This is a genomic window from Streptomyces sp. AcH 505 (assembly GCF_000818175.1).
Lineage (GTDB): Bacteria > Actinomycetota > Actinomycetes > Streptomycetales > Streptomycetaceae > Streptomyces.
On the sequence record NZ_JTIY01000016.1, the window covers coordinates 1 to 19,785 of the forward strand.

18 protein-coding genes are annotated in these 19,785 nt (G+C 59.4%); 5 read left to right on the forward strand and 13 right to left on the reverse strand.

What is annotated here, in order from left to right; genetic code table 11:
• Window positions 1-512: aminotransferase class III-fold pyridoxal phosphate-dependent enzyme (locus tag HY68_RS38465; RefSeq protein WP_042002327.1), on the forward strand; the 512-nt coding region annotated here is incomplete at its 5' end.
• Between the two features lie 54 nt (window positions 513-566).
• Window positions 567-1,490 carry a transporter substrate-binding domain-containing protein gene (locus HY68_RS38470; RefSeq protein WP_042002329.1) on the forward strand — a complete coding sequence of 308 codons (924 nt, stop codon included), beginning with the start codon at window positions 567-569 and terminating at the stop codon, window positions 1,488-1,490.
• 60 nt (window positions 1,491-1,550) lie between these two features.
• On the opposite strand, the gene HY68_RS41600 is transcribed toward HY68_RS38470, so the two are convergent.
• The 9 genes from HY68_RS41600 to HY68_RS38505 form a co-directional block, all read right to left on the reverse strand.
• Complete coding sequence (locus HY68_RS41600; RefSeq protein ID WP_078864229.1) at window positions 1,551-2,759, reverse strand: epoxide hydrolase family protein; 1,209 nt, start codon at window positions 2,757-2,759, stop codon at window positions 1,551-1,553.
• 105 nt (window positions 2,760-2,864) lie between these two features.
• Window positions 2,865-3,854 (reverse strand): aldo/keto reductase, encoded by a 990-nt coding sequence (locus tag HY68_RS38475; protein ID WP_198533567.1) that lies wholly within the window; start codon window positions 3,852-3,854, stop codon window positions 2,865-2,867.
• A 353-nt stretch (window positions 3,855-4,207) separates the two neighbouring features.
• Window positions 4,208-4,981: an ABC transporter ATP-binding protein gene (locus HY68_RS38480; RefSeq protein WP_198533568.1), complete on the reverse strand. Its 774-nt coding sequence runs from the start codon at window positions 4,979-4,981 to the stop codon at window positions 4,208-4,210.
• Window positions 4,978-6,747, reverse strand: a complete 1,770-nt coding sequence (locus HY68_RS38485; RefSeq protein WP_052457585.1) for a branched-chain amino acid ABC transporter ATP-binding protein/permease — start codon at window positions 6,745-6,747, stop codon at window positions 4,978-4,980. Before HY68_RS38485 ends, HY68_RS38480 begins: the two co-directional genes overlap by 4 nt.
• Window positions 6,744-7,784: a branched-chain amino acid ABC transporter permease gene (locus HY68_RS38490; protein WP_042002332.1), complete on the reverse strand. Its 1,041-nt coding sequence runs from the start codon at window positions 7,782-7,784 to the stop codon at window positions 6,744-6,746. The genes HY68_RS38485 and HY68_RS38490 overlap by 4 nt, the downstream gene beginning before the upstream one ends.
• A gap of 140 nt (window positions 7,785-7,924) precedes the next feature.
• Window positions 7,925-9,172, reverse strand: coding sequence for an ABC transporter substrate-binding protein (locus tag HY68_RS38495; RefSeq protein ID WP_198533569.1), 1,248 nt, complete (start codon window positions 9,170-9,172; stop codon window positions 7,925-7,927).
• A 432-nt stretch (window positions 9,173-9,604) separates the two neighbouring features.
• Complete coding sequence (locus tag HY68_RS41605; RefSeq protein WP_157874599.1) at window positions 9,605-10,087, reverse strand: VOC family protein; 483 nt, start codon at window positions 10,085-10,087, stop codon at window positions 9,605-9,607.
• 9 nt (window positions 10,088-10,096) lie between these two features.
• A complete protein-coding gene (locus tag HY68_RS38500) occupies window positions 10,097-10,825 on the reverse strand; it encodes an SDR family oxidoreductase (RefSeq protein WP_042002334.1) in 729 nt (242 codons plus the stop codon).
• A gap of 270 nt (window positions 10,826-11,095) precedes the next feature.
• A complete protein-coding gene (locus tag HY68_RS38505; RefSeq protein WP_042002336.1) occupies window positions 11,096-11,986 on the reverse strand; it encodes an alpha/beta hydrolase in 891 nt (296 codons plus the stop codon).
• 412 nt (window positions 11,987-12,398) lie between these two features.
• Here HY68_RS38505 and HY68_RS41610 point away from each other — a divergent pair, with 412 nt between their 5' ends.
• Window positions 12,399-13,337, forward strand: coding sequence for a 3-carboxyethylcatechol 2,3-dioxygenase (locus tag HY68_RS41610; RefSeq protein ID WP_078864232.1), 939 nt, complete (start codon window positions 12,399-12,401; stop codon window positions 13,335-13,337).
• A gap of 202 nt (window positions 13,338-13,539) precedes the next feature.
• Window positions 13,540-14,403, forward strand: a complete 864-nt coding sequence (locus HY68_RS40235; RefSeq protein WP_078864233.1) for a DNA-binding transcriptional regulator — start codon at window positions 13,540-13,542, stop codon at window positions 14,401-14,403.
• On the opposite strand, the gene HY68_RS41615 is transcribed toward HY68_RS40235, so the two are convergent.
• The 4 genes from HY68_RS41615 to HY68_RS41620 form a co-directional block, all read right to left on the reverse strand.
• Window positions 14,386-15,639, reverse strand: coding sequence for an MFS transporter (locus HY68_RS41615; RefSeq protein WP_078864234.1), 1,254 nt, complete (start codon window positions 15,637-15,639; stop codon window positions 14,386-14,388). The genes HY68_RS40235 and HY68_RS41615 overlap by 18 nt on opposite strands.
• A gap of 144 nt (window positions 15,640-15,783) precedes the next feature.
• Window positions 15,784-16,815 carry a 4-hydroxy-2-oxovalerate aldolase gene (dmpG, locus tag HY68_RS38520; RefSeq protein WP_042002340.1) on the reverse strand — a complete coding sequence of 344 codons (1,032 nt, stop codon included), beginning with the start codon at window positions 16,813-16,815 and terminating at the stop codon, window positions 15,784-15,786.
• A complete protein-coding gene (locus HY68_RS38525; protein ID WP_042002342.1) occupies window positions 16,815-17,756 on the reverse strand; it encodes an acetaldehyde dehydrogenase (acetylating) in 942 nt (313 codons plus the stop codon). Before HY68_RS38525 ends, dmpG begins: the two co-directional genes overlap by 1 nt.
• Window positions 17,756-18,538: a fumarylacetoacetate hydrolase family protein gene (locus HY68_RS41620; protein ID WP_078864235.1), complete on the reverse strand. Its 783-nt coding sequence runs from the start codon at window positions 18,536-18,538 to the stop codon at window positions 17,756-17,758. Before HY68_RS41620 ends, HY68_RS38525 begins: the two co-directional genes overlap by 1 nt.
• A 642-nt stretch (window positions 18,539-19,180) precedes the next feature.
• On the opposite strand from HY68_RS41620, the gene HY68_RS38535 reads away from it, so the two are divergent.
• Window positions 19,181-19,785, forward strand: a 605-nt coding sequence (locus tag HY68_RS38535; protein WP_042002354.1) for an MBL fold metallo-hydrolase, incomplete at its 3' end; no start/stop codon positions are given.

Consider the following 19,785-nt stretch of genomic DNA (forward strand, 5'->3'; position numbering starts at 1 on the left):
GCTACCAGCCGGTCGGCGCGGTGCTGCTCAGCGGCAAGATCTTCGAGTCGTTTGCAAACGGCTCGGGCTTTTTCCAGCATGGCCACACCTATATGGGCCATCCGATGGCCGCCGCCGCCGGCCTCGCGGTGCAGGAGGTGCTTCGGCGCGACAACCTGCTGGCCAATGTCGTCGCCATGGGCGAGCACCTGCGGCGCCGGCTGGACGAGCGTTTCGCCAATCATCACCATGTCGGCGACAATCGCGGCCGCGGCCTGTTTCGCGCCCTGGAGCTCGTCGCCGACCGCAGCACCAAACACCCCTTTGCCCCCGAACTGAAGCTGAACGCGCGGATCAAGCGCGAGGCGATGGCACGCGGACTGATGGTCTACCCGATGGGTGGCACCATCGACGGCGTCCGGGGCGATCACGTTCTGCTGGCCCCGCCGTTCATTGTGAACGACAGCCAGGTGGATGCCATCGTCGAGCGTCTCGGCGATGCAGTCGACGCGGCGATCGCATCGACGCGATAAGGCCGGCGCGGATCGCCGGCCGAGAGGCGTTATTTTAAAAAGGAATCAATAGCCATGACGACACGCGTCAGGGGCCTCGCGGCCCCATGCCTTTTGCTTGCCTTGTCGCTCCCGATGTCCGCGTCCATCTCCGGCGCCGCGGCCCAGGCCCTCGGCCCGACGCTCAGCAAGATCAAGGAGACCGGCATCTTCACCATCGGCAATCGCGATTCGTCCGTGCCGTTCTCCTATCTCGACGACAACCAGAAGCCGGTCGGTTTCTCGATCGACCTCTGCAACCTCGTCGCGGCCAAGGTCAAAACCACGCTCGGCCTCCCCGACATGAAGATCGTCTACCAGAGCGTCACCTCGTCGAACCGGATTCCGCTGGTGCAGAACGGCACCGTCGACATCGAATGCGGCTCCACCGCCAACACCATCCCGCGCCAGAGCGCGGTGGCGTTTTCGCTGACGACCTACCAGCCGCAATTCAAGTGGATCGCGCTGAAAGCATCCGGCGTGAGCAAGACCGAGGATCTCAAGGGCAAGACCGTGGTGGTGACGCAGGGCACCAACACCGCGCAGTTCGTGCTCAAGCTGAACGCCGATAAGTCGCTCGACATGAAGATCGTGCAAGGCAAGGACCACGCCGAATCGTTCCTGCTGATGCAGACCAGCCGCGCCGTGGCGTTCATGGAGGATGACATCCTGCTGGCCGGCCTGAGAGCCACCGCAACGGCGCCGAACGACTTCGCGTTCCTCGGCGACAGCTTCCCGAGCGATCCCTATGCGCTGGTCGTCTCCCGGACCGATCCCGGCTTCAAGCAACTGGTCGACGCGGCGCTGTCGGACGTGATGGCATCGGGCGCCTATGACAAGCTCTATGCCAAATGGTTCGAAAGCCCGATCCCGCCCAAGGGCGTCAACCTGAACTTTCCGCAGTCGGAAAAGCTCAGGGACCTGATCAAGACGCCGAGCGACAAGGCCAACGGGCAGTGACCATCCCGGTGGCGAAGCTGGCAAGCGCGGCTACAAGTTGTAAGCTGTAAAAGATGAAAGTCATTCCCCGGTTTGGACTGTTCGAATGATTCTGAACGCCTTGCGCAGCTCTTCGACGTAAAGCTTTGGTTGCTCCCAGGCCGCGAGATGACCGCCCTTCTCGACCAAGTTCCAGTAGAAGAGATTGGGCCACAGCGCCTCTGCCCACGCTTTGGGAGGCCGGATCGTTTCTTTGGGAAAAATCGTGGCGGCCATCGGCAACTCGATCGTTCCGGCGTTGCGCCCATACGGCCGGTCTCCGTGCATATTTTCCCAATAGAAACGGGCAGCAGATCCGGCTGTGCCAGTGAACCAGTAAATGGAGATCCCATCCAGCATCTCGTCGATCGGAAAGGCCTCTGATACGCCGTCGTGATCAGTCCAGTCATGCAGCTTTTCGTAGATCCACGCAGCCTGGCCGGCTGGAGAATCCAGAAGAGCGTAAGCGATTGTCTGCGGTCGCGTGGCTTGCTGACTGAAATAGCCGGCCCGACTGCCGCGACTATCCGCGTAGTGCTCGATGTCCGCGTAGACTGCGCGCTCTTCCTTCGTAGGATTTTCCGGCGGCTGAACAGGCAAGACGAGCGGCATGTTGACGTGCGCGGCAATCAGGCCCGGCGGTCTTTGCTGCGCGAGAGCGTGCGTGACGATTGAGCCCCAATCGCCACCCTGCGCGACCCAGGATGTATAGCCAAGCCGGGTCATGAGGGTCCCCCAAGCCCTTGCGGTGCGGAACCGATCCCATCCCGGTTCGCTCGGCTTGTCCGAGAAACCGTGCCCGGGCAGAGAGGGGATAACCACGTGAAAGGCGTCTTCGGCTTTGCCGCCGTGGGCCTCCGGGTCCACCAGTGGCCCTATTGCATTCAGAAATTCTATGATCGATCCAGGCCAACTGTGCGTCAGGATGATCGGCAGCGCGTTCTGATGACGGGATCTGACGTGCAGGAAATGTATGCCGAGCCCGTCGATATTGGTGCGAAACTGCGGGAATTGATTGATCCTGTCCTCAAACTTGCGCCAATCGTATTTGTCTTGCCACCTTGAGAGAAGTGACGTCATAAGACCGAGAGGCACACCTTGGCCCCGGTCACCAACCGTCTCGCGGTCGGGCCAACGAGTTGCAGCCAGCCTTCGTTTGAGATCATCGATCGCGACCTGCGGGATATCGACCCGGAAAGACGTTACGGCGTCTGCATCATGAGTAACGTCTGAGTTCTTATTCGTAACCATGTGATTGCCTCGATGATTTTCCCAGCATCCGCTGAGACGTCCCTTGCGGTGCGCCACTTCCGAGGGACAGCCCCCCGTCGTGAAGCAACGAGAAGATGAGCCTAGTTATTTTGAGGATGCGACAGGCGCTCTTTCATCCAGCAGTTTTTCCGCCTTCAGCTCTGCCCAAAACTCGGCAGGGATGGGTTGGGAAAGTAGACCAATGTTGTTTTCCACCTCCGCGGCCGAACGCGCCCCGGGAATGACGCTGGCGACAAGTGGATGATGCAGCGGGAACTGCAGGGCCGCCGCCGGGAGAGAAACGTCGTATCGTTTGCAGATCGTCTGGATCCGGGCAACCTTCTCAAGGATCGGCGGCGTGGCGGGTCTGTAGTTGTAAGTGGCGCCGGGGACAGCGCCGGTCGCCAGGATCCCGGAGTTATACGGGGCGCCGATCACCAGGCTGATGCCGCGCTGCTCGCACAGGGGCAGCAGCCGGTCCAGCGACTCCTGGTCCAACAAGGTGTAACGGCCGGCAAGAAGGAAATAGTCGAAATCTCCGGCCACTGCGAAGTCACACAGCATCTGCCACTGGGTGATGCCAACGCCGATCGCCTTGATTAGCCCCTGCCTTCGCAGTTCATCGAGCGCCGGATAGGCGCCATCCATGGCAGCTTTGAAGTGCGAGCGACTGTATGGGTCCAGGCCTGCGCTTACCGCCGAATCGTCGGGGTCGTGGATTGCCAGCATGTCCACAAACGGCGTGTCGAGTCGCTCCAACGTTGACTCGAAGGACCGCATCACCGCGTCGTAGCTGAAATCGATATCAGCCCGCATGGGCAGGGGCTGATCCCAGATTCCTGGCGTTACCAGATTGGGGTCGACCGGCGTCAAACTGCGACCAACCTTGGAAGAAATGACAATATCCTCGCGGACCATGGGCTTGACGGCTTTGCCGAGGCGCACCTCGCTCAACCCGAACCCATACATCGGCGCCGTATCGAAGTAGCGGATGCCGCAGGCGGCCGACGCCTCCACCGCGGCAAGCGCGCTGGCGTCGTCCAACGTTCTGAACATGTTCCCCAACGGTGCGCCGCCGAACCCGAGTTCGCTCACGGAAAGTTTGGTACGGCCGATTCGCCGCTCGATCATAGGGCCGCGCATCGGCGCCTCCGTTTTTTGCATTCTTGTCGATGCGTGCGTCCACGCAAAATTGGGGAGTTAGGCACCGGCAACGAGTATAAGCGACCGGGTATGAACCCGTACGCCATTTTTAGAACTGTTCATCCAGTGCACGCCGCAAGCCGCACGCACACTAGCGATCCAGCCACGCGCAATGTCGATGAGAGTACGACATCAGGCATTTTTAGGATGGCCAGCAGGGACTCGCGATATCCGCGAAACGACTTTTCCTTCCATGCGTGCGCGTAACCCACGCTGGAAGTGAGGCATCTCGCTGGACTTCTCCATCAGGTTCCAGCGCGCGACTTCAGAGCGGATCCACCAAGATATGTTTCGGTTACACGTTGATCAGACGCCAATTCCGTGCTCGGTCCCTCGAGGACGACCTTACCCGTCTCCAAAACATAGCCATAGTCGCTGATTTGCAACGCCGCGCGAGCATTCTGTTCCACAAGAAGGATTGCGACCCCGGATCGTTTCAGGTCCGCGATGATCCTGAAGATCTCTCGAACAATCAAGGGCGCCAGTCCCAGACTGGGTTCGTCGAGCAGCAACACCTTCGGCTTCGCCATCAACGCGCGCCCAAGAACAAGCATTGCGCGCTCGCCTCCCGAAAGGGTGCCTGCCAGCTGTGTCCTGCGCTCCTTCATCTTTGGAAACCGCTGAAAGACCTCTTTCATGGTGCCGTGATGGTCTCGAAACCCCTGCGCGTGACGAGAATAGGCCCCCATCAGAAGGTTATCTTCGACGGTCATGGAGGCGAACAGTTCGCGAGCTTCGGGCAAAAGGCTCATGCCCTGATGCACGCGTTGCTCGACACAGCATTGCGACTGATTTCGCCCGAGAACTTCGACATCACCATGGCAAGCAAGTCGTCCCATGATGGCGGCCAGCATCGTGGTTTTTCCCGCGCCGTTGGGTCCGATCACACTCACCATTTGACCGGCAAGAACCGAAACATTCACGCTTTGCAGTGCCACGACGCCGCCGTAAACCACTGAAAGGTTTCTGACATCGAGAACTGGTACCGGGTTGGCACCGAACGCGCTTGAGGCCATCATTCGGCGCTCCCAAGATAGGCTTCCAGGACCGCAGGATGTTGCTGGATATCTCGCGGCCGTCCCTCGGCAATTTTTTGGCCGAAGTCCATGACCACGATGCGATCGACCAGTCCCATGACGAAGTCCATATCGTGCTCTACCAGAAGGATTCCCATGCCCTCGGCGCGCAACCTCCTGATAAGGTCCGCCAATGCTTCCTTCTCCTTCAAACGGAGACCTGCTGCCGGCTCATCGAGCAGCAGAAAGCAGGGATCGGCCGCCAATGATCGAGCGATTTCCAGAATTCTCTGATCACCCAGCGAGAGATTTCCGGCGAGCGTATCCCTGAAAGCGCCGAGACCAACACGATCGAGCTGATGGGACGCCTCCAGAAGTAAACTGCGCTCCTCCGGACGCTCCAAACGGAGCGCGCTGCGAACGATGCCGGCTCCCCCTCGTAGATGTGCCCCAATCGCCACATTCTCCAGCGCACTCAGTGTCGGCAGAAGTCGCACATGCTGGAAAGTTCTGCTCATGCCGAGTTTGGCAATTTCGTGAGGGACGAGATTATCGACGCGGCGGCCCTGGAATTGTATGTCGCCGGCGGTCGTCCTCAGAACGCCCGAGATGAGGTTGAACATCGTCGTCTTCCCGGCGCCGTTTGGACCGATCAGAGCAAGGATTTCACCCGCCGCAACTTGCAGACTCACTTCATCGACGGCAACCAGGCCGCCGAAGCGTTTCGTCACGCCGGAGACATCAAGCAGGATTTCTCCTGGCGCAGGCAACGCGCGGCGCCCGAGCGGCTGTGCAGATCCGACCGGGGGAGCGATCGATTTAGGGCGTGTGTGAAACCTGCCGCTGATCAGGGGCCACAAACCCTCTGGCGCCCGGTGCAGCAATGCGATGGTCAGAATTGACAGGATGAAGACTTCGTAATTGCCGTTTTGTCCCAGCAATTGCGGCAGGGCGGTGGTGAGCCATTCCTTCATCATCGTGATCAAGCCCACGCCGAGGATCGCTCCCCAGATGTACCCGATGCCTCCCACCACGCCCATGAACAGGTATTCGATGCCGTAGTCCAAACTGAAAGGCGTGGGATTAACGAACCGCTGCAGGTGCGCATACAGCCATCCCGAGATCGCGGCGAGCAGCGCCGATATCACGAAAACGACAATCTTGGTGCGAGAGATATTGACGCCCATGGATTCCGCCATGACCCGACCGCCGCTAAGGCACCGGATAGCACGGCCCTCTCGGGATGAGAGTAGATTGCGCGTCAACAGAATGGCGGCAAGAACGAACAACCAGATCAAATATGAGAAGCGGCGACCGCTACCAAAATCGAAACCGAGAAGACTCAAGCGCGGGATGTCGCCGAGACCCGAGTGACCGCCCAGAAAGCCGAGGTTTCCGGCCAGATAATACAGGCCGAGACTCCAAGCCATCGTGCCCAGGGGCAAATAGTGCCCGGCCAATCGCAGTGTCAACCCGCCAACGACCCACGCGATGGCCGCAGCAAGAACCACTCCAATCGGCAGCGACGCCCACGGTGACAATCCGGTTGCGGTTTCGAAATACGCCGCCGCATAGGCGCCGACGCCGACAAACGCTGCTTGACCGAAAGAAGTCATGCCCCCGATGCCGGTCAACAGTGACAGACCGATCGCGACCAGGCTTGCAAGCCCCGCATAGTTCAAAATCGTCACGAAGGTTTCAGGCAGAAACAGCGGCCCACCCGCCAGCAAAGCCACAAACATCGCGAGGGCGACGCGCGGCACAGTCATTCGTCATCCTCTTCGATCTGGAGGGAATTGAACGAGCGCCAGAGCAAGACAGGGAGAATAAGCGTGAACACGATCACCTCTTTGAAGGCGCTTGCCCAATAAGAAGAGTAAGATTCGAGCAGCCCCACCAATATCGCTCCCGCGGCCGCGAGAGGGTAGCTGATCAAGCCGCCAATGATTGCCGCGACAAACCCCTTCAGGCCTATGAGAAAGCCCGTGTCGTAGACGATGGTCGTGATGGGGCCGATAAGCAGTCCGGATAATGCGCCGATGGCCGCCGCCAGCGTGAAAGCAAGCGCTCCGGCTTTGGTCGAACTTATTCCCATCAGCTCGGCACCAGCGCGATTGACGGCGGTCGCCCTGAGAGCCTTGCCCCGAAAGGTCCGGTTGAAGAACCAGAAGAGTGCGCCGATCGCAACAACACTCGCAGCAATAACCAGCACCGATTGGCCGGTAATCTGCAAAGGCCCGACGCTCCATCGTTGTTCGTTGAACGGAGCAATACGCGACCCCTCAGCTCCGAACAGCACCAGGCCGATGCTCGCCAAAGCCAGATGTACGGCCACCGAAATGATCAGCAGCACGAGAACGGATGCATGGGCGACCGGTTGATAGGCGACGCGGTACAGAAGCGGTCCGAGCGGAATGACCAATGCCAGGCTGAGCACAGCCTGGACCATCATCGGCAACTGGCGAGGAGCCAGCCAAACCACGAGCACGGCCAGCGCGGCCGGGATCGCTCCGTAAATCAACAGCGCCCGCAAGACGCGTGTCCGGTCTCGCTCGCGCACGCCGGCCAGGACGTCCAGCAGAAGGACAAGCGTGGAAAGTGCCAATAAAAGCCAGAGCGTGCCGGGCGTCCGTCCTGTCTGGAACGCCGCCATTGTGAGGGCACTGAAGGCGACAAACTCGCCTTGAGGCACAAACACCACACGCGTGACGGTAAACACCAGGACGATGCCAACGGCCAACAACGCATAGATCGCGCCGGTGATGACGCCGTCCTGGAAAAGGAAGGAGGCTACGGTCAGATCCATGGGCAATGTCTTTCGCGAGGTCGGGAGCAGACGTCAGTCGATCCCTGAATGAGCCCGCAAACGATGAGCGGGTTCGCCGAACACGTCATCGTTCGAATCGTGTCGTTATGCTGCTGGAGCGGTGCGTCGCGGGTCCAGATTCACCTCAACAGTTTCCAGGCGCCCGATTCCACGGTGACCAGCACCACCGCGCGTTTGTCGCCGCCGCCGTTATGGTCCGTGGGCGACATGTTGTAGACGGCATGAGTACCAACCAATTCCGTTGTCGCTTCGAGAGCGTCCCGCACCGCTTGCCGGAACTCGGGCGTTCCCGGTTTTGCTGCTTTTGCAGCCGTGGCAACGGCTCGATCGGCCAAAAGGTAGGCGTCGTAGGAGAATGCCGACGCGGCAGTCCGCTTCCCTGGACCAAAAGTGGTCTCATACAACTTGGTGAAATCCACTGCGACCTTCTTGATCGGATGGCTGTCCGGCAGTTGTTCCGCCACCGTGACGGGACCGGCGGGCGCGACAATCCCTTCGATGCTCTTGCCGCCGACGCGGAGAAAGTCTTCTGTCATGACGCCCTGGTCGTTGTAGACCTTTCCCTTGAAACCACGCTCGGACAACGCGATGTCGGGCAATGCGCCCGCTGTATTGGTTGCACCGATCATCACCGCATCCGGCTTGGTGGACAGTATCTTCAGTATCTGCCCGGTGACATTGGTATCGAGCCGGGCATAGCGCTCGTCTGTGACGATCTTGATCCCTGCGGCTTCGGCATGAACTTTCAGCGCCGCGAGGACGATGTCTCCCCATGAATCCGAGAAGCCGATGTAGGCCACATTTTTTACGCCTTGGGCACGCATGTGGTCGACGACGGCGCCGATCATGACCAATGGCGGTTGCACGACGGAGAATACCCACGGGTTCTTGGCCGCAGCCGGCCCGAGAGGCGTCAATGCGATCTGCGGCGTTTTTGACTCTGCGCTGAGGTCCGTCATAGCCATTGCAGCTGGCAAACTCGACGACCCGATCAGAATGTCGACGTGGTCTTCCAGAACCAGCTTTCGAGCAAACTTCACCGCATTGGTAGGATCGGTCGCATCATCCAGGACGATATATTGAACCTCCAGCCCACCAAGTGTCTTGGGCAGAATGCTGAAAGTATTTTTGAACGGAATGCCAAGCGCAGCACCTGGTCCGGTTGCAGCCGTGACCACGCCAACCTTGACCTGGGCCATCGATGACGTCCACATCATCAACAGCGCCAACACCGCCAGCGTACCAGCCTTGAATACCCTTGCGTTTGTCATCTTGTGTCCTCCCCAATGCAGCCCCGAATACGAAGCGTCGATCACGCAGTCCACAATTGCGATCCGAAGGTATGTGATCTCGAAAACTGATGTCATGGCCGCGACCAAAGCGCTGCAAGCCCGTGCCATCGCTTTCAAGTCGCACCATCTGAAGTCACGCGACCGGGTTCGCGGCCCAGGCAGGTCGACGAGCATCCGACGGTTGTTTTGAGACAGCGTGAAGTCTTCGACATCTCCTGGCGTTTGCGCTTTCCCTGGTACCAGCCGGGGCTTGTGCCCGAGCTTCTTCTTTTTTCATCTTGCTGATCTTCAACGGCAGGGAACAAGCACTGCGTGTGAAGTGTGCACGAGGTGCACACCTCGCACCGATCCTCGGGTCGAAGCGCCTCGGCAATGCGTCCAATTGATCCCGGGATGGCGGTGCGTTCCGCCATCTAGACTTTTTGGCAATTTCTGAATTTGCGTGACAACATGCAGTACCGTTGGCCTCCCAACAAAGTACCGAGTTCGGCCGAGGGAGCGCGCCGGTTACGCTTTGGCGGCCGCCGGACGCCCGAAGAATTCGATCGTGTGGCCTTCTGGACCTCGCACGTAGACAACTCTATCTCCAGCACGCGGGCCCTCTGTAAGGGATTGAGGCACCCCAAGCCGCTTCCACCCCGCCGCCTCGACACGACGAAGCATCTCATCGAGATCAGTGACAGTAAACGCAAGATGCGCTGAGCCGACATCGCAGGATCGAGGTTTGATGACCTGCCGGTCCGCGGGAGCGAGATACTCGAGGAGTTCTACTTTGTGCCCGTCAGGAGCGATAACGACAGCAATGTGCAGGTTCGCGCCTGGAACACCAACAATGTTCTCGACGAAAGGACCGGTCCCGATAATCCTTCTCGCGAGCAACTCGAAACCCATGACTCCGCACCAGAACTCGAGCGCGTCATCCAAAGAGGACACCGTTAGTCCGGTATGCTCCGTGCCAAGGACGAGGTTCTTCTTTTGAGTCTCGGACATCATGCCCTCCTAAGCAACCAACTGGCCGCCGCTCGGATCGAGCACGGTCCCGGTCAGGTATCCGCATTGCATCGCAAAGACGTAAGCCAATGCGATCTCCTCGGCCCGCGCAATGCGCTTGAGCGGCACAACCGCCGCTATTCGCTGAACGAATTGCTCCCTCGCGTCTGCAGGCATGGCATCATAAGTCGTCGTGGCGGTGACTCCCGGAGCCACGACGTTCATACGGCGTGGAGCGAGTTCCTTCGCAAGCTGTCGAGCGCACGCCTCTATGGAGGCATTGACGGCGGAGATCGCCGAATGATTTGCCATGGTCGCTCGACTGGCGACGCCCGAACTCAAGGTAATGGATCCATCCGGCGCGAGATGCGGCAGGGCCGCCTTGACGACGCGGTACTGGCTCCAGAACTTTCCGTCGGCATATTCCATGGCGGCAGAAAGATTCATCTTCTCAGCCGTCGTGTCGATACCCAGTCGAGCTGCCGATTCGTGCACCGTCATGGCGACGTGATCAACCCGGTTTAGCTTGCTGAAAAGCGCAGCGAGAGAAACTTCAGACTTGGCATCGCACTCGTGATACGTAGCCTGGGAAAGCGGTTGGTTGACTTTTGTCTTCCCGCGAGACGCGATGTGGACGTTGGCGCCCAACTCGACCGCAATCCTGGCGACTTCCAGGCCAATCCCAGCGCTTCCGCCCACCACCAAAACCGTCTTGTTCTTTAGTTCGTACGCACTCATTTTGTTTCCTCCCGATATAGAGTCACTGGGCCTTATGTCCGCCGTCCAAGCCAATTCCAAAACTGGATGTCTCACCACATGATCAGAGAACTGCTTCTGCCACCTGTTCGGTGCGCGCGATCTTGTTCAATGGGTGGAGTTCCGCATATTGGCGGCCGCGTTGGCGCTTGAACTCCCCCTGCGAAAGCTGTCGCCCGGACCACGCTGGTATCGACTTCGCCCGCAAGTCTCGCTCCCGGAATGCGCAGATCGTGAGCGCGCCATGGAGACTCAGTCCGACCGTACGTCCGACGACAAGAAGTCGATGTGAATGCGATTGAATTCTTCCGCATTTTCAAACTGCGGCCAATGCCCACATTCATTCATGACGACGTATTTGCTGTTCGGAATCATGTCGGCAATCTGCTTGCCCTCCGCTGGGGTTGCCGTCGGGTCATGTGAAGTCCAAACAACCAAGGTGGGCGCGAGAATCGAACGATACTGCTGTTCAGAGATCATGTTCTTTCGTCTCAGATCCATGTCTTGCAGGCACATGATTCGTTTCATCGTGTCTGCAAATCCTGGCTGCGCGTAAATCGCCCGCCTGGTCTCGATGAGATCGTCGTTGACCTGCGAGTGGTCGTACATCAGAAATTCGAGACGCCCCTTAATTCGATCCCACGACGGGTCTTCGGCGGCTTGATTCGAAATCGACTTCAAGCGCGCCATGACTTCTGGATGCGCAGTCCATCCACCGGCGGTATTCAACACCAACTTCTCTATCGAGCCAGGGTGATGTACGGCCAAATAGGCCGCAACCCAACCGCCGAGCGATTCACCCGTGATATGGGCCTTGGAGCGCCCAAGACTCTTCAATACGCTGAGAACATGACCGGCGTAGTCCGCGATCTGGTAGTCGATCGAGGGTTTGTCGGTCCAACCGTGCCCGAGCATGTCGATTGCAACCGTCCAGAACTTTTCGCCATGGGCCTCCAAGTTCCGCACATAGGCTTCGGCGTGACCACCAACACCATGAAGGCACAAGAGGAGCGGCTGATCGGGGGAGCCTGACGAGATGTACCGGGTACGAACGCCCTCGGCATTCAAAAAGCCCTGGGAGAACGACACCTGGCGGAGATCGCTCCACACACTCGAGAATTTCGCTGCACTGTTGTCAGCCATTTTTACCTCATCCGGACGTTGGTCAATTATCCTTCGGCCATGACCGGCGTAAACGGACTTCATCGGTGTGTGCACCTTGTGCACGCGCCGATTGGCGCATCCAATCAATAAAACCGACCTGTCGAGATGAGACGTTGGAGTCGCCGCTGCTCGCCGAACTCACATTGAAGACTCGCGTGGTGCAACACCCTGCAACCGAGGCCCCGGTTGGCGCGAGACGCCGTTCCAACACCTCATACGATGCCTTCATGAGGGCATCGCGCCGGACATCCGATTTTCGCCAGCACAGGCTCTCTGCGACCCGACTCCTTTACGGGCGAGCGTGCACTCTGTGCCCCTCCGCCGAAACCGACTGGTGGCGACATCCCCTCCGTCGCACGATGCCTTCAACGTAATTTCCTGGGAGGTCGCCATGAGTGTGCTCGCCGCTTGCTTGTCACATACACCATTACAGGGTCACTTCGATCCTGCACCTGCGATACTTGGCGAAGTCGATGCGGCGGTCGCGACATTGCGATCACGCGTCACGGCGTTTGATCCAGAACTCGTGTTTTTGTTTGCGCCGGATCACTTCAACGGTTTCTTCTACGACATCATGCCGCAGTTCTGCATCGCTACAGCGGCAGACGCGCTTGGTGATTTCGGGACCCTGGCTGGACCAATCAACGTCGCGTCCGCTGCGGCCGGCGATTGCGCGCGCTTTTTGATTTCGTCCGAAATCGACATCGCGGTATCGCACCGTATGCAGGTCGATCACGGGTTTGCTGGGCCGCTGAAAGATCTGTTTGGATCGCTCTCCACCCCCCCCATCGTGCCCATCTTTATCAACGCGGTTGCGCCGCCGTTGGCGAGTTGTCATCGGTCACGGCTTCTGGGGGAAGCGGTCGGACGCTTCGCCGCCACCCTTGGGAAACGAGTTCTCTTCATCGGATCTGGCGGACTATCGCATGAACCACCCGTTCCGCAGATCGCGACAGCCGCCCCGGAGGTCGTTGAAAGATTGATCAACGGTCGCAATCCTGATGAAGGCGCGAAGGCAGCCAGGATCAAGCGGGTCATATCGGCCGCAAGCCGCCTGAAAGAGGCGGATCCAGCCTTGAAGCCTTTGAGTCCCGGATGGGACGAGGAGTTTCTTGCTTTGGCGCAAGGCGGAGACGCCAAGGTCTTCGACAATCTCAAGGACGAGGTTATCGAGCGAGAGGCTGGCGCTTCGGCGCACGAGGTGCGGACCTGGATCGCGGCGTTGTCGGCGACCGGCGCAGGACAGCACTACCATTTCCAGCGACACTATTACCGCCCAATTCCGGAATGGATTGCGGGCTTCGCCGTGGCGTCAGCCGATCGGGGTTGAAGGACCAGCCTCCCGGATCCGTCCGAGTCGTACAATCAGATGCCCATCAATCGGCTCATCCGGAAGAGCGGGATTGCAGACGCAACGAAAGGAGGGACCGACTTGGATCGTACGGCGAAGTAGCCCCGACGGTGTCAATCAAAACGGTAGTCCCGTTTTGATTCATGCTGCATCTTTTTCGTTGTTCGTTCATTGCCCCTCTATGGTAGACAAGGCTTGGGGTGGAGTGTTTGGCGCGGTCGCCCTGGTCCGCGGGATAAAAATGGCTGATTCAAGCGATGCTCCGGGCATTTATAAGCAGGTTACCGGTCTGTCGCGGGGCTTGGCCGTCCTCCAGTGTCTCACCGCGCTTCCCCAGGGAAGAGCCTCTGCAGGCGAGGTTGCACGGCAAACCGGAATACACCGCACGACCGTTCGCCGTCTCCTGGAGACGCTGCAGCGCGAGGGCTTTGTCGAACGGAATGACAATGATGGCTCGTTCCGGCTGACCATCAAGATTCGCCAGCTCGGCGAAAGCTTGACGGATCAGGAATGGGTTTCCAGCCTCGCCGCGCCAATTCTAAGACGGCTGTCCGAGCAAGTGGTCTGGCCGTGTGACCTTTCCATTCCCAACGGAACGGCGATGGTCATACGGGACTCGACGCATCATTTCAGTCCGTTGTCATTCCATCGTGGCATGATCGGCACGCGCCTGCCTATGCTGAGGACGGCGATGGGTCGCGCCTACCTCGCCTTTTCCCGCGAGGAGACTCGTGCCGCCGTGCTTCGCTTGATACTTGACGACCCCGACCCCTCAGCCCGGATAACCGGTAGTCCGTTTCCGATCGAAGAAATCATTCGCCGCACGCGTGAGCAGGGTTTCGGCATGAATTATCGCGAGTGGCAACCCGACGAGAAGACCGCAACCATCGCTTTGCCGATCATGAACAAGACGGAAGACGTGGTCGCTTGCATCAACATCATCGTGAATACCGTCGGCATCACCGTTGACAAAATGAAGTCCGATCTACTGCCGGAACTCCGCGCCGCTGCCAGCGCGATCGAGCGATTAATCGAGAGCAGATGAACGAATACGAGCAATGTCCGACCGACCGGCAATGGCGATCGACAAAACAAGCGGTAGAGAACCTAAGGCGCAAATCGCAGGCCATCCACCCGCCGACCAGCAAAGGCCAGCAAGCGCCGACATGATTGCTCCGCCCCCCAGCATGGCGACCGTATATATGGCGTTCAGCCGCGTCCTGATCTCGCTCTTTAATCCGTACAGTATCGTTCGGTTGGAAATGTCCAGCAGCGCTGCTCCGATATCGAGCAGCACCACGCCGATGGCCATGGCGAACAGCTGCTGACTGAAGGCAAAGAGGATCAGCCAGGCCAGGCACATGCCGATCAAGGCTATGAACCGCGTAACGCGCGGCCCTACCCGATCCGCGGTTCTGCCGAAGAGTGGAGCGCTCGAGGCGGCGATGACGCCGATCAGCGCAACAAGCCCGACCGCGCCGGGACTCCAGCCGAACGTCGGGCTCTGCAAGTACAAGCTCGCCCCGAGCCAGAACGCGCTGAACGATCCAAAGGTAGCCGCTTGACACAGCGCCGCGATACGCAGTTCCGGCACGGAGATCACCAGTCGGGCCATCGACACAATGAGTGCGCGGTAGCCAGGGAATTCGCGTTTCGAAGCGTGAGGCGTGGCATGCACGAATCGACGGAGCGCAAAAAAGACAAAAACCATCGCGACGGCAGCCAACAAGTAGACTGCGCGCCACCCAAGATGGGTGCCCACTACTCCGGCAACGATCCGAGCAAGAAGAATACCTGTTATTATTCCGCGCGTAAGCACCCCGGTCACATGACCGATACGCTCCGGAGGAACATGCAGGCTCGCATAAGGCGGCAATACGTAGGGGGTTATGCCAAACAGACCAACAAGAAGGCACGCAAGACCGAGACTGCCAACGAAGTGACTCGCGAACAGCAAAGTGAGTGCTGAGATCTGAAGAGGGATAACCACCATCAACAAGGTGCGGACAGAGACAACGTCGCCCAGCGGCAGGAGAAAAACCACACCGCAAGCCAGGCCGACCTGAGTCATTGCCGGGAGAACGCCGACATATTGTTCCGGGACCCCAAAAGTGGCGGCGATAACGACAAGAAGAGGCTGAATATAGTATCCATTTGCCACAGACGTCGCTGACGCCGCGGCCAGGACAGTAATTGCCCTGGCATTCAGCACCGGACCAGTCGCGGTCGTCTGCGCGCTCGAAGACGGCGCCGCCGGCAACGGATCTTCCGAAGCTCCCATCAAGAGCGCCGTTCGAAAACGCCTGAAGCACAGGCAGTCGTTTCGTTCAGCGTCCCGTCTGCGTATGCGTCATCTGAAGGATGATGTGGGTCGAGTTTCGAAAGCATTTGCACCCTGAGCCGTTCGATAGCGGGAGATGAAAGTCTAGCCGCCAGGGCGCGCGGCCATGTCCAGCGCAACGTCGACGATCATGTCCTCTTGACCTCCGACCATCCGTCGCCGGCCGAGTTCCAATAATATCTTGCGCGTGTCGACGCCGTACTGCGCGCTGGCTTTTTCGGCATGGCGCAGGAAGGAGGAGTACACGCCGGCATAACCCAGACTCAGCGTCTCGCGATCAACCCTGACGGGCCTATCCTGCAGCGGCCGTACAAGGTCCTCTGCGGCGTCCATCAGCTTGTACAGGTCTGTGCCGTGCTGCCAGCCTTTGCGCTCCGCAGCGGCAACGAAGACCTCGAGCGGCGCATTGCCCGCGCCGGCCCCCATCCCGGCAAGACTGGCGTCGACGCGAATGGCACCAGCTTGCACGCCCGCGATTGAGTTGGCGACACCAAGAGACAAGTTATGGTGGGCATGTATGCCGCGCTGCGTACCCGGCTTCAGCGCTCGATCATATGCCTCGTAACGCTCCCGGAAGCCGTCCATGTCCAATGCGCCGCCACTGTCCGTGACGTAGACACACACGGCACCATAATCTTCCATGAGCTTGGCCTGCTGCGCGAGCGCCTCCGGCTCGATCATGTGGCTCATCATCAGGAAACCCGCCACGTCCATGCCGAGATCGCGCGCGGCCGCTATATGTTGCTTCGAGATGTCGGCTTCAGTGCAATGAGTTGCGATGCGAACAGAACGAACACCCAGCTTGTGCGCGCGCTTCAGATCCTCGATCGTGCCGATACCAGGAATGAGAAGCGTGGTGAGCACGGAGTGCTTCACGACGTCGGCAACCGCCTCTATCCATTCCCAATCGGTATGTGCTCCGAAACCGTAATTGAACGATGATCCGTTGAGCCCGTCGCCGTGCGACACCTCAATTGCGTCAACCCTCGCTTCGTCAAGCGCACTGGCAATCCTGCGGATATGGTCAAGACTGTACTGGTGTCGGATCGCATGCATGCCGTCCCGGAGCGTTACATCCTGTATATACAGTTTCGAAACGGTGGGATCGAAGCCCATCACGCGAAACCTTTTTGCATTCGGCGCAATGCTATCTTTTCGGCCGTACGAAGGCCCGCGGAAGTCATGACGTCCAGGTTTCCAGCAAAGGCAGGCAGGTAGTGAGCGGCACCCTCCACCTCCAGGAAGACGCTGGTCTTGGTTCCCTCGAAACAACCCAGTCCGGGAATCTGTTGCGGATTGTTGGAGCCGAACCTCTCAAACTGCACTTTCTGTTTCAGCCTATATCCCGGAACATAAGTGCGGACCCGCTCCACCATTGTTTCCACGGCCGCCTCGATTTCCGCCTCCGTACAGCCCGAAGAAAGAGTGAAAACTGTGTCGCGCATCAGCATCGGCGGTTCGGCCGGATTGAGGATGATGATCGCTTTGCCTTTGGCTGCCCCGCCGACCGTCTCAATGGCGCGGGCCGTGGTCTCGGTAAACTCGTCGATGTTCGCGCGTGTGCCAGGCCCCGCCGACCTGGAAGAGATCGAAGCGACAATCTCGGCATAATGAACGGTTGCTATTGCCGAGATCGCCGCAACAATGGGGATTGTTGCCTGCCCGCCGCAAGTCACCATATTCACGTTGGGCGCGTCGAGATGCTCGCCACCGTTAACAACCGGTACAACGTAGGGACCAATCGCCGCCGGCGTCAGGTCGACCATTGTTTTTCCTGCACCAGTGACGACGGCGCTATGCTTGCGGTGCGCTCCCGCCGAGGTCGCGTCGAATACGACGCCGATATCAGGCCATACAGCAAGCCTTTGCAGCCCGTCGATCCCCTCATGCGTCGTCGCAACGCCGAGGCGTTGAGCTCGCTTAAGTCCGTCGGACTCCGCATCAATTCCGACAAACGCTCCCATGTCCAGGGTTTCCGAATGGCGCAAGACCTTCATCATGAGGTCGGTGCCAATATTGCCTGACCCGATGATCGCCACTTTTACTTTGTCGACCATCAACGTTGGTCTCCATAAACGAATGACGCGCTGCCAAGACCGCCGATTTTTGCTTCCACACGATCGCCGGGCTTCAAGGTCACCATCGGTCCGAGGGCGCCGGTCAGCACGACATCTCCCGTACGCAACGGTTCTCCGTTTCTGGCGAGCGTACGCGCAAGCCACGCGGCTGCCTCCAGGGGATGGCCGAGGCAGGCAGCACCGGCACCGAGCGAGGCAAGCACACCGTTCACCTCGAGCGCCATGCCGCAAGTGTAAAGATCAAGTCCGGCGAGCGGCCTTTCCTGCGGACCCAGGACGAAAAAGGCTGACGAGCCATTATCCGCCACCGTGTCGGCGTAGGTGATCTTCCAATCCGCAATCCGACTGTCGACGATTTCGATTGCCGCCACGGCATGATCTGCGGCAGCCAGGACATCCTCGATCTTTGCATCGGGCAGGTCCAGATCGCGGCCGAGCACGATGGCGACCTCAGCTTCGGCCTTCGGCTGCAACACCTTGGAAACTGGAAGAGCGCCGCAATGAGCGATCTGCATGTCGGCGAACAGCACACCGAAATCGGGCTGATCGACCCCAAGCTGCATTTGAACGGCTTTTGCCGTTAGGCCGACTTTTCGACCCGTCACGCGACGGCCGTGAGAAATCCAATATTTGGTGTTGGCCGCCTGGATCGCATAGGCCTTGGCAGCATCCAAAGGATCGAGCGCGGCGCGCAGGGGTTGAATCTGGCCGACTCCATAGGCCTCGCGCAGACGCCTCGCCGCTGCTTCAATCGATTCCACGTCGACCTCTATCGTTGTCTGGAAGAGACGTTATCGGCCACCCCATACGTGCTCCACTTCAATCTGCCGAGTGTGCATCGGGTGCACCGCGGTCGCCGCCGTCCGTGCGGGTCGTCGATCCGTCGATAGGGGGCACCAGCCTGACTCCACGGGAATTCGATCACGCCACCGAGGTCATAGGAACGCTGGGCGGGCCGAACGCCATCGACATCCGCAATCGGCGACTACTCAAGAAATTGATCAGCCCACGTTTACCGGGGCTTCCTTCTTCAGGGGCGGCTTGGACATGTTTTCTGATCACACAGCAGTTCTGCCGAACTCGGCCGTCCGCTTGGGCCGCCGTTTTGCGCATGTATCAGAGGCCTCTCCGGTTCCGCACTCAAAGGGGTGAATGTCAATTGCACAGCAGTTGCTCGCTTCAAGCCCGCAGGCGCTAATTCCAACGATTTTGGCAGTCAATCCTGGATGGCATGAGCCCAAGTTGGCGAAGGTCTGCCATGCACCGCCGCATCGGGCGGCGAACAGCCCCTGAAGCGGCCCCGATGGTATGTTTCAAACAGCTGTTTGGACGCCGGAAGGAACAATTTCGGCTAGCGTAACGGCCAATGTCCGTTTAAGCCGGAGGCAGAGGTTATGATCCCGATGCATGCAAACGCCCCAGCCACCGCCAAGGCAACAGACAAGGCGCCCGATCCCCTGAGCTATCCGTTCGAGACCCCGCCCCAGCTGGACGAGGTCATCGAGATCCGGCCGGGTGTGCTGTGGGTCCGTCTGGAACTGCCGTTTCGCTTGAACCATGTGAACATCTACCTGCTCGCCGATGGCGACGGCTGGACCATGATCGATGCCGGCTTCGGCAACGAAGCCACCATCGCGGCCTGGACCAAGCTGTTCGACGGCCCGCTGAAGGCGGTGAAGATCACGCGGCTGATCGTGACCCACGCCCATCCGGACCATGTCGGGCTCGCGGGCTGGATCGTCGAGCGTTTCAATTGCCCGCTGCACATGTCGCAGGTCGAATATCTGCAGAGCGCCTATCACCAGCATCGCGGCTCGGAAGAGCGCAAGCAGGCGCAACGCCTGTTCTTCCGCCGCCACGGCATGGACGAGGATCTCACCGATCAGTTGCTGGGACGCGGCCAGGATTATCTCAAGCGCGTCTCGACGCTGCCCGCCTCCTACACCCGCCTCACCAAGGACGACACGATCGCGATCGGCACCCGCCGCTTCAAGGTCATCACCGGCGG

Bases quoted from the DNA above. Each gene is read 5' to 3' on its own strand.
- dmpG (WP_042002340.1), bottom strand. From the start codon at position 16,815: ATGGGCTTCGATCCCACCGTTTCGAAACTGTATATACAGGATGTAACG.
- HY68_RS38500 (WP_042002334.1), bottom strand. From the start codon at position 10,825: ATGAGTGCGTACGAACTAAAGAACAAGACGGTTTTGGTGGTGGGCGGA.
- HY68_RS38485 (WP_052457585.1), bottom strand. From the start codon at position 6,747: ATGACTGTGCCGCGCGTCGCCCTCGCGATGTTTGTGGCTTTGCTGGCG.
- HY68_RS41610 (WP_078864232.1), top strand. From the start codon at position 12,399: ATGAGTGTGCTCGCCGCTTGCTTGTCACATACACCATTACAGGGTCAC.
- HY68_RS38470 (WP_042002329.1), top strand. From the start codon at position 567: ATGACGACACGCGTCAGGGGCCTCGCGGCCCCATGCCTTTTGCTTGCC.
- HY68_RS38490 (WP_042002332.1), bottom strand. From the start codon at position 7,784: ATGGATCTGACCGTAGCCTCCTTCCTTTTCCAGGACGGCGTCATCACC.
- HY68_RS38480 (WP_198533568.1), bottom strand. From the start codon at position 4,981: ATGATGGCCTCAAGCGCGTTCGGTGCCAACCCGGTACCAGTTCTCGAT.
- HY68_RS41615 (WP_078864234.1), bottom strand. From the start codon at position 15,639: ATGGGAGCTTCGGAAGATCCGTTGCCGGCGGCGCCGTCTTCGAGCGCG.
- HY68_RS41600 (WP_078864229.1), bottom strand. From the start codon at position 2,759: ATGGTTACGAATAAGAACTCAGACGTTACTCATGATGCAGACGCCGTA.
- HY68_RS38495 (WP_198533569.1), bottom strand. From the start codon at position 9,172: ATGACATCAGTTTTCGAGATCACATACCTTCGGATCGCAATTGTGGAC.
- HY68_RS41605 (WP_157874599.1), bottom strand. From the start codon at position 10,087: ATGTCCGAGACTCAAAAGAAGAACCTCGTCCTTGGCACGGAGCATACC.
- HY68_RS38505 (WP_042002336.1), bottom strand. From the start codon at position 11,986: ATGGCTGACAACAGTGCAGCGAAATTCTCGAGTGTGTGGAGCGATCTC.
- HY68_RS38525 (WP_042002342.1), bottom strand. From the start codon at position 17,756: ATGGTCGACAAAGTAAAAGTGGCGATCATCGGGTCAGGCAATATTGGC.
- HY68_RS40235 (WP_078864233.1), top strand. From the start codon at position 13,540: ATGGTAGACAAGGCTTGGGGTGGAGTGTTTGGCGCGGTCGCCCTGGTC.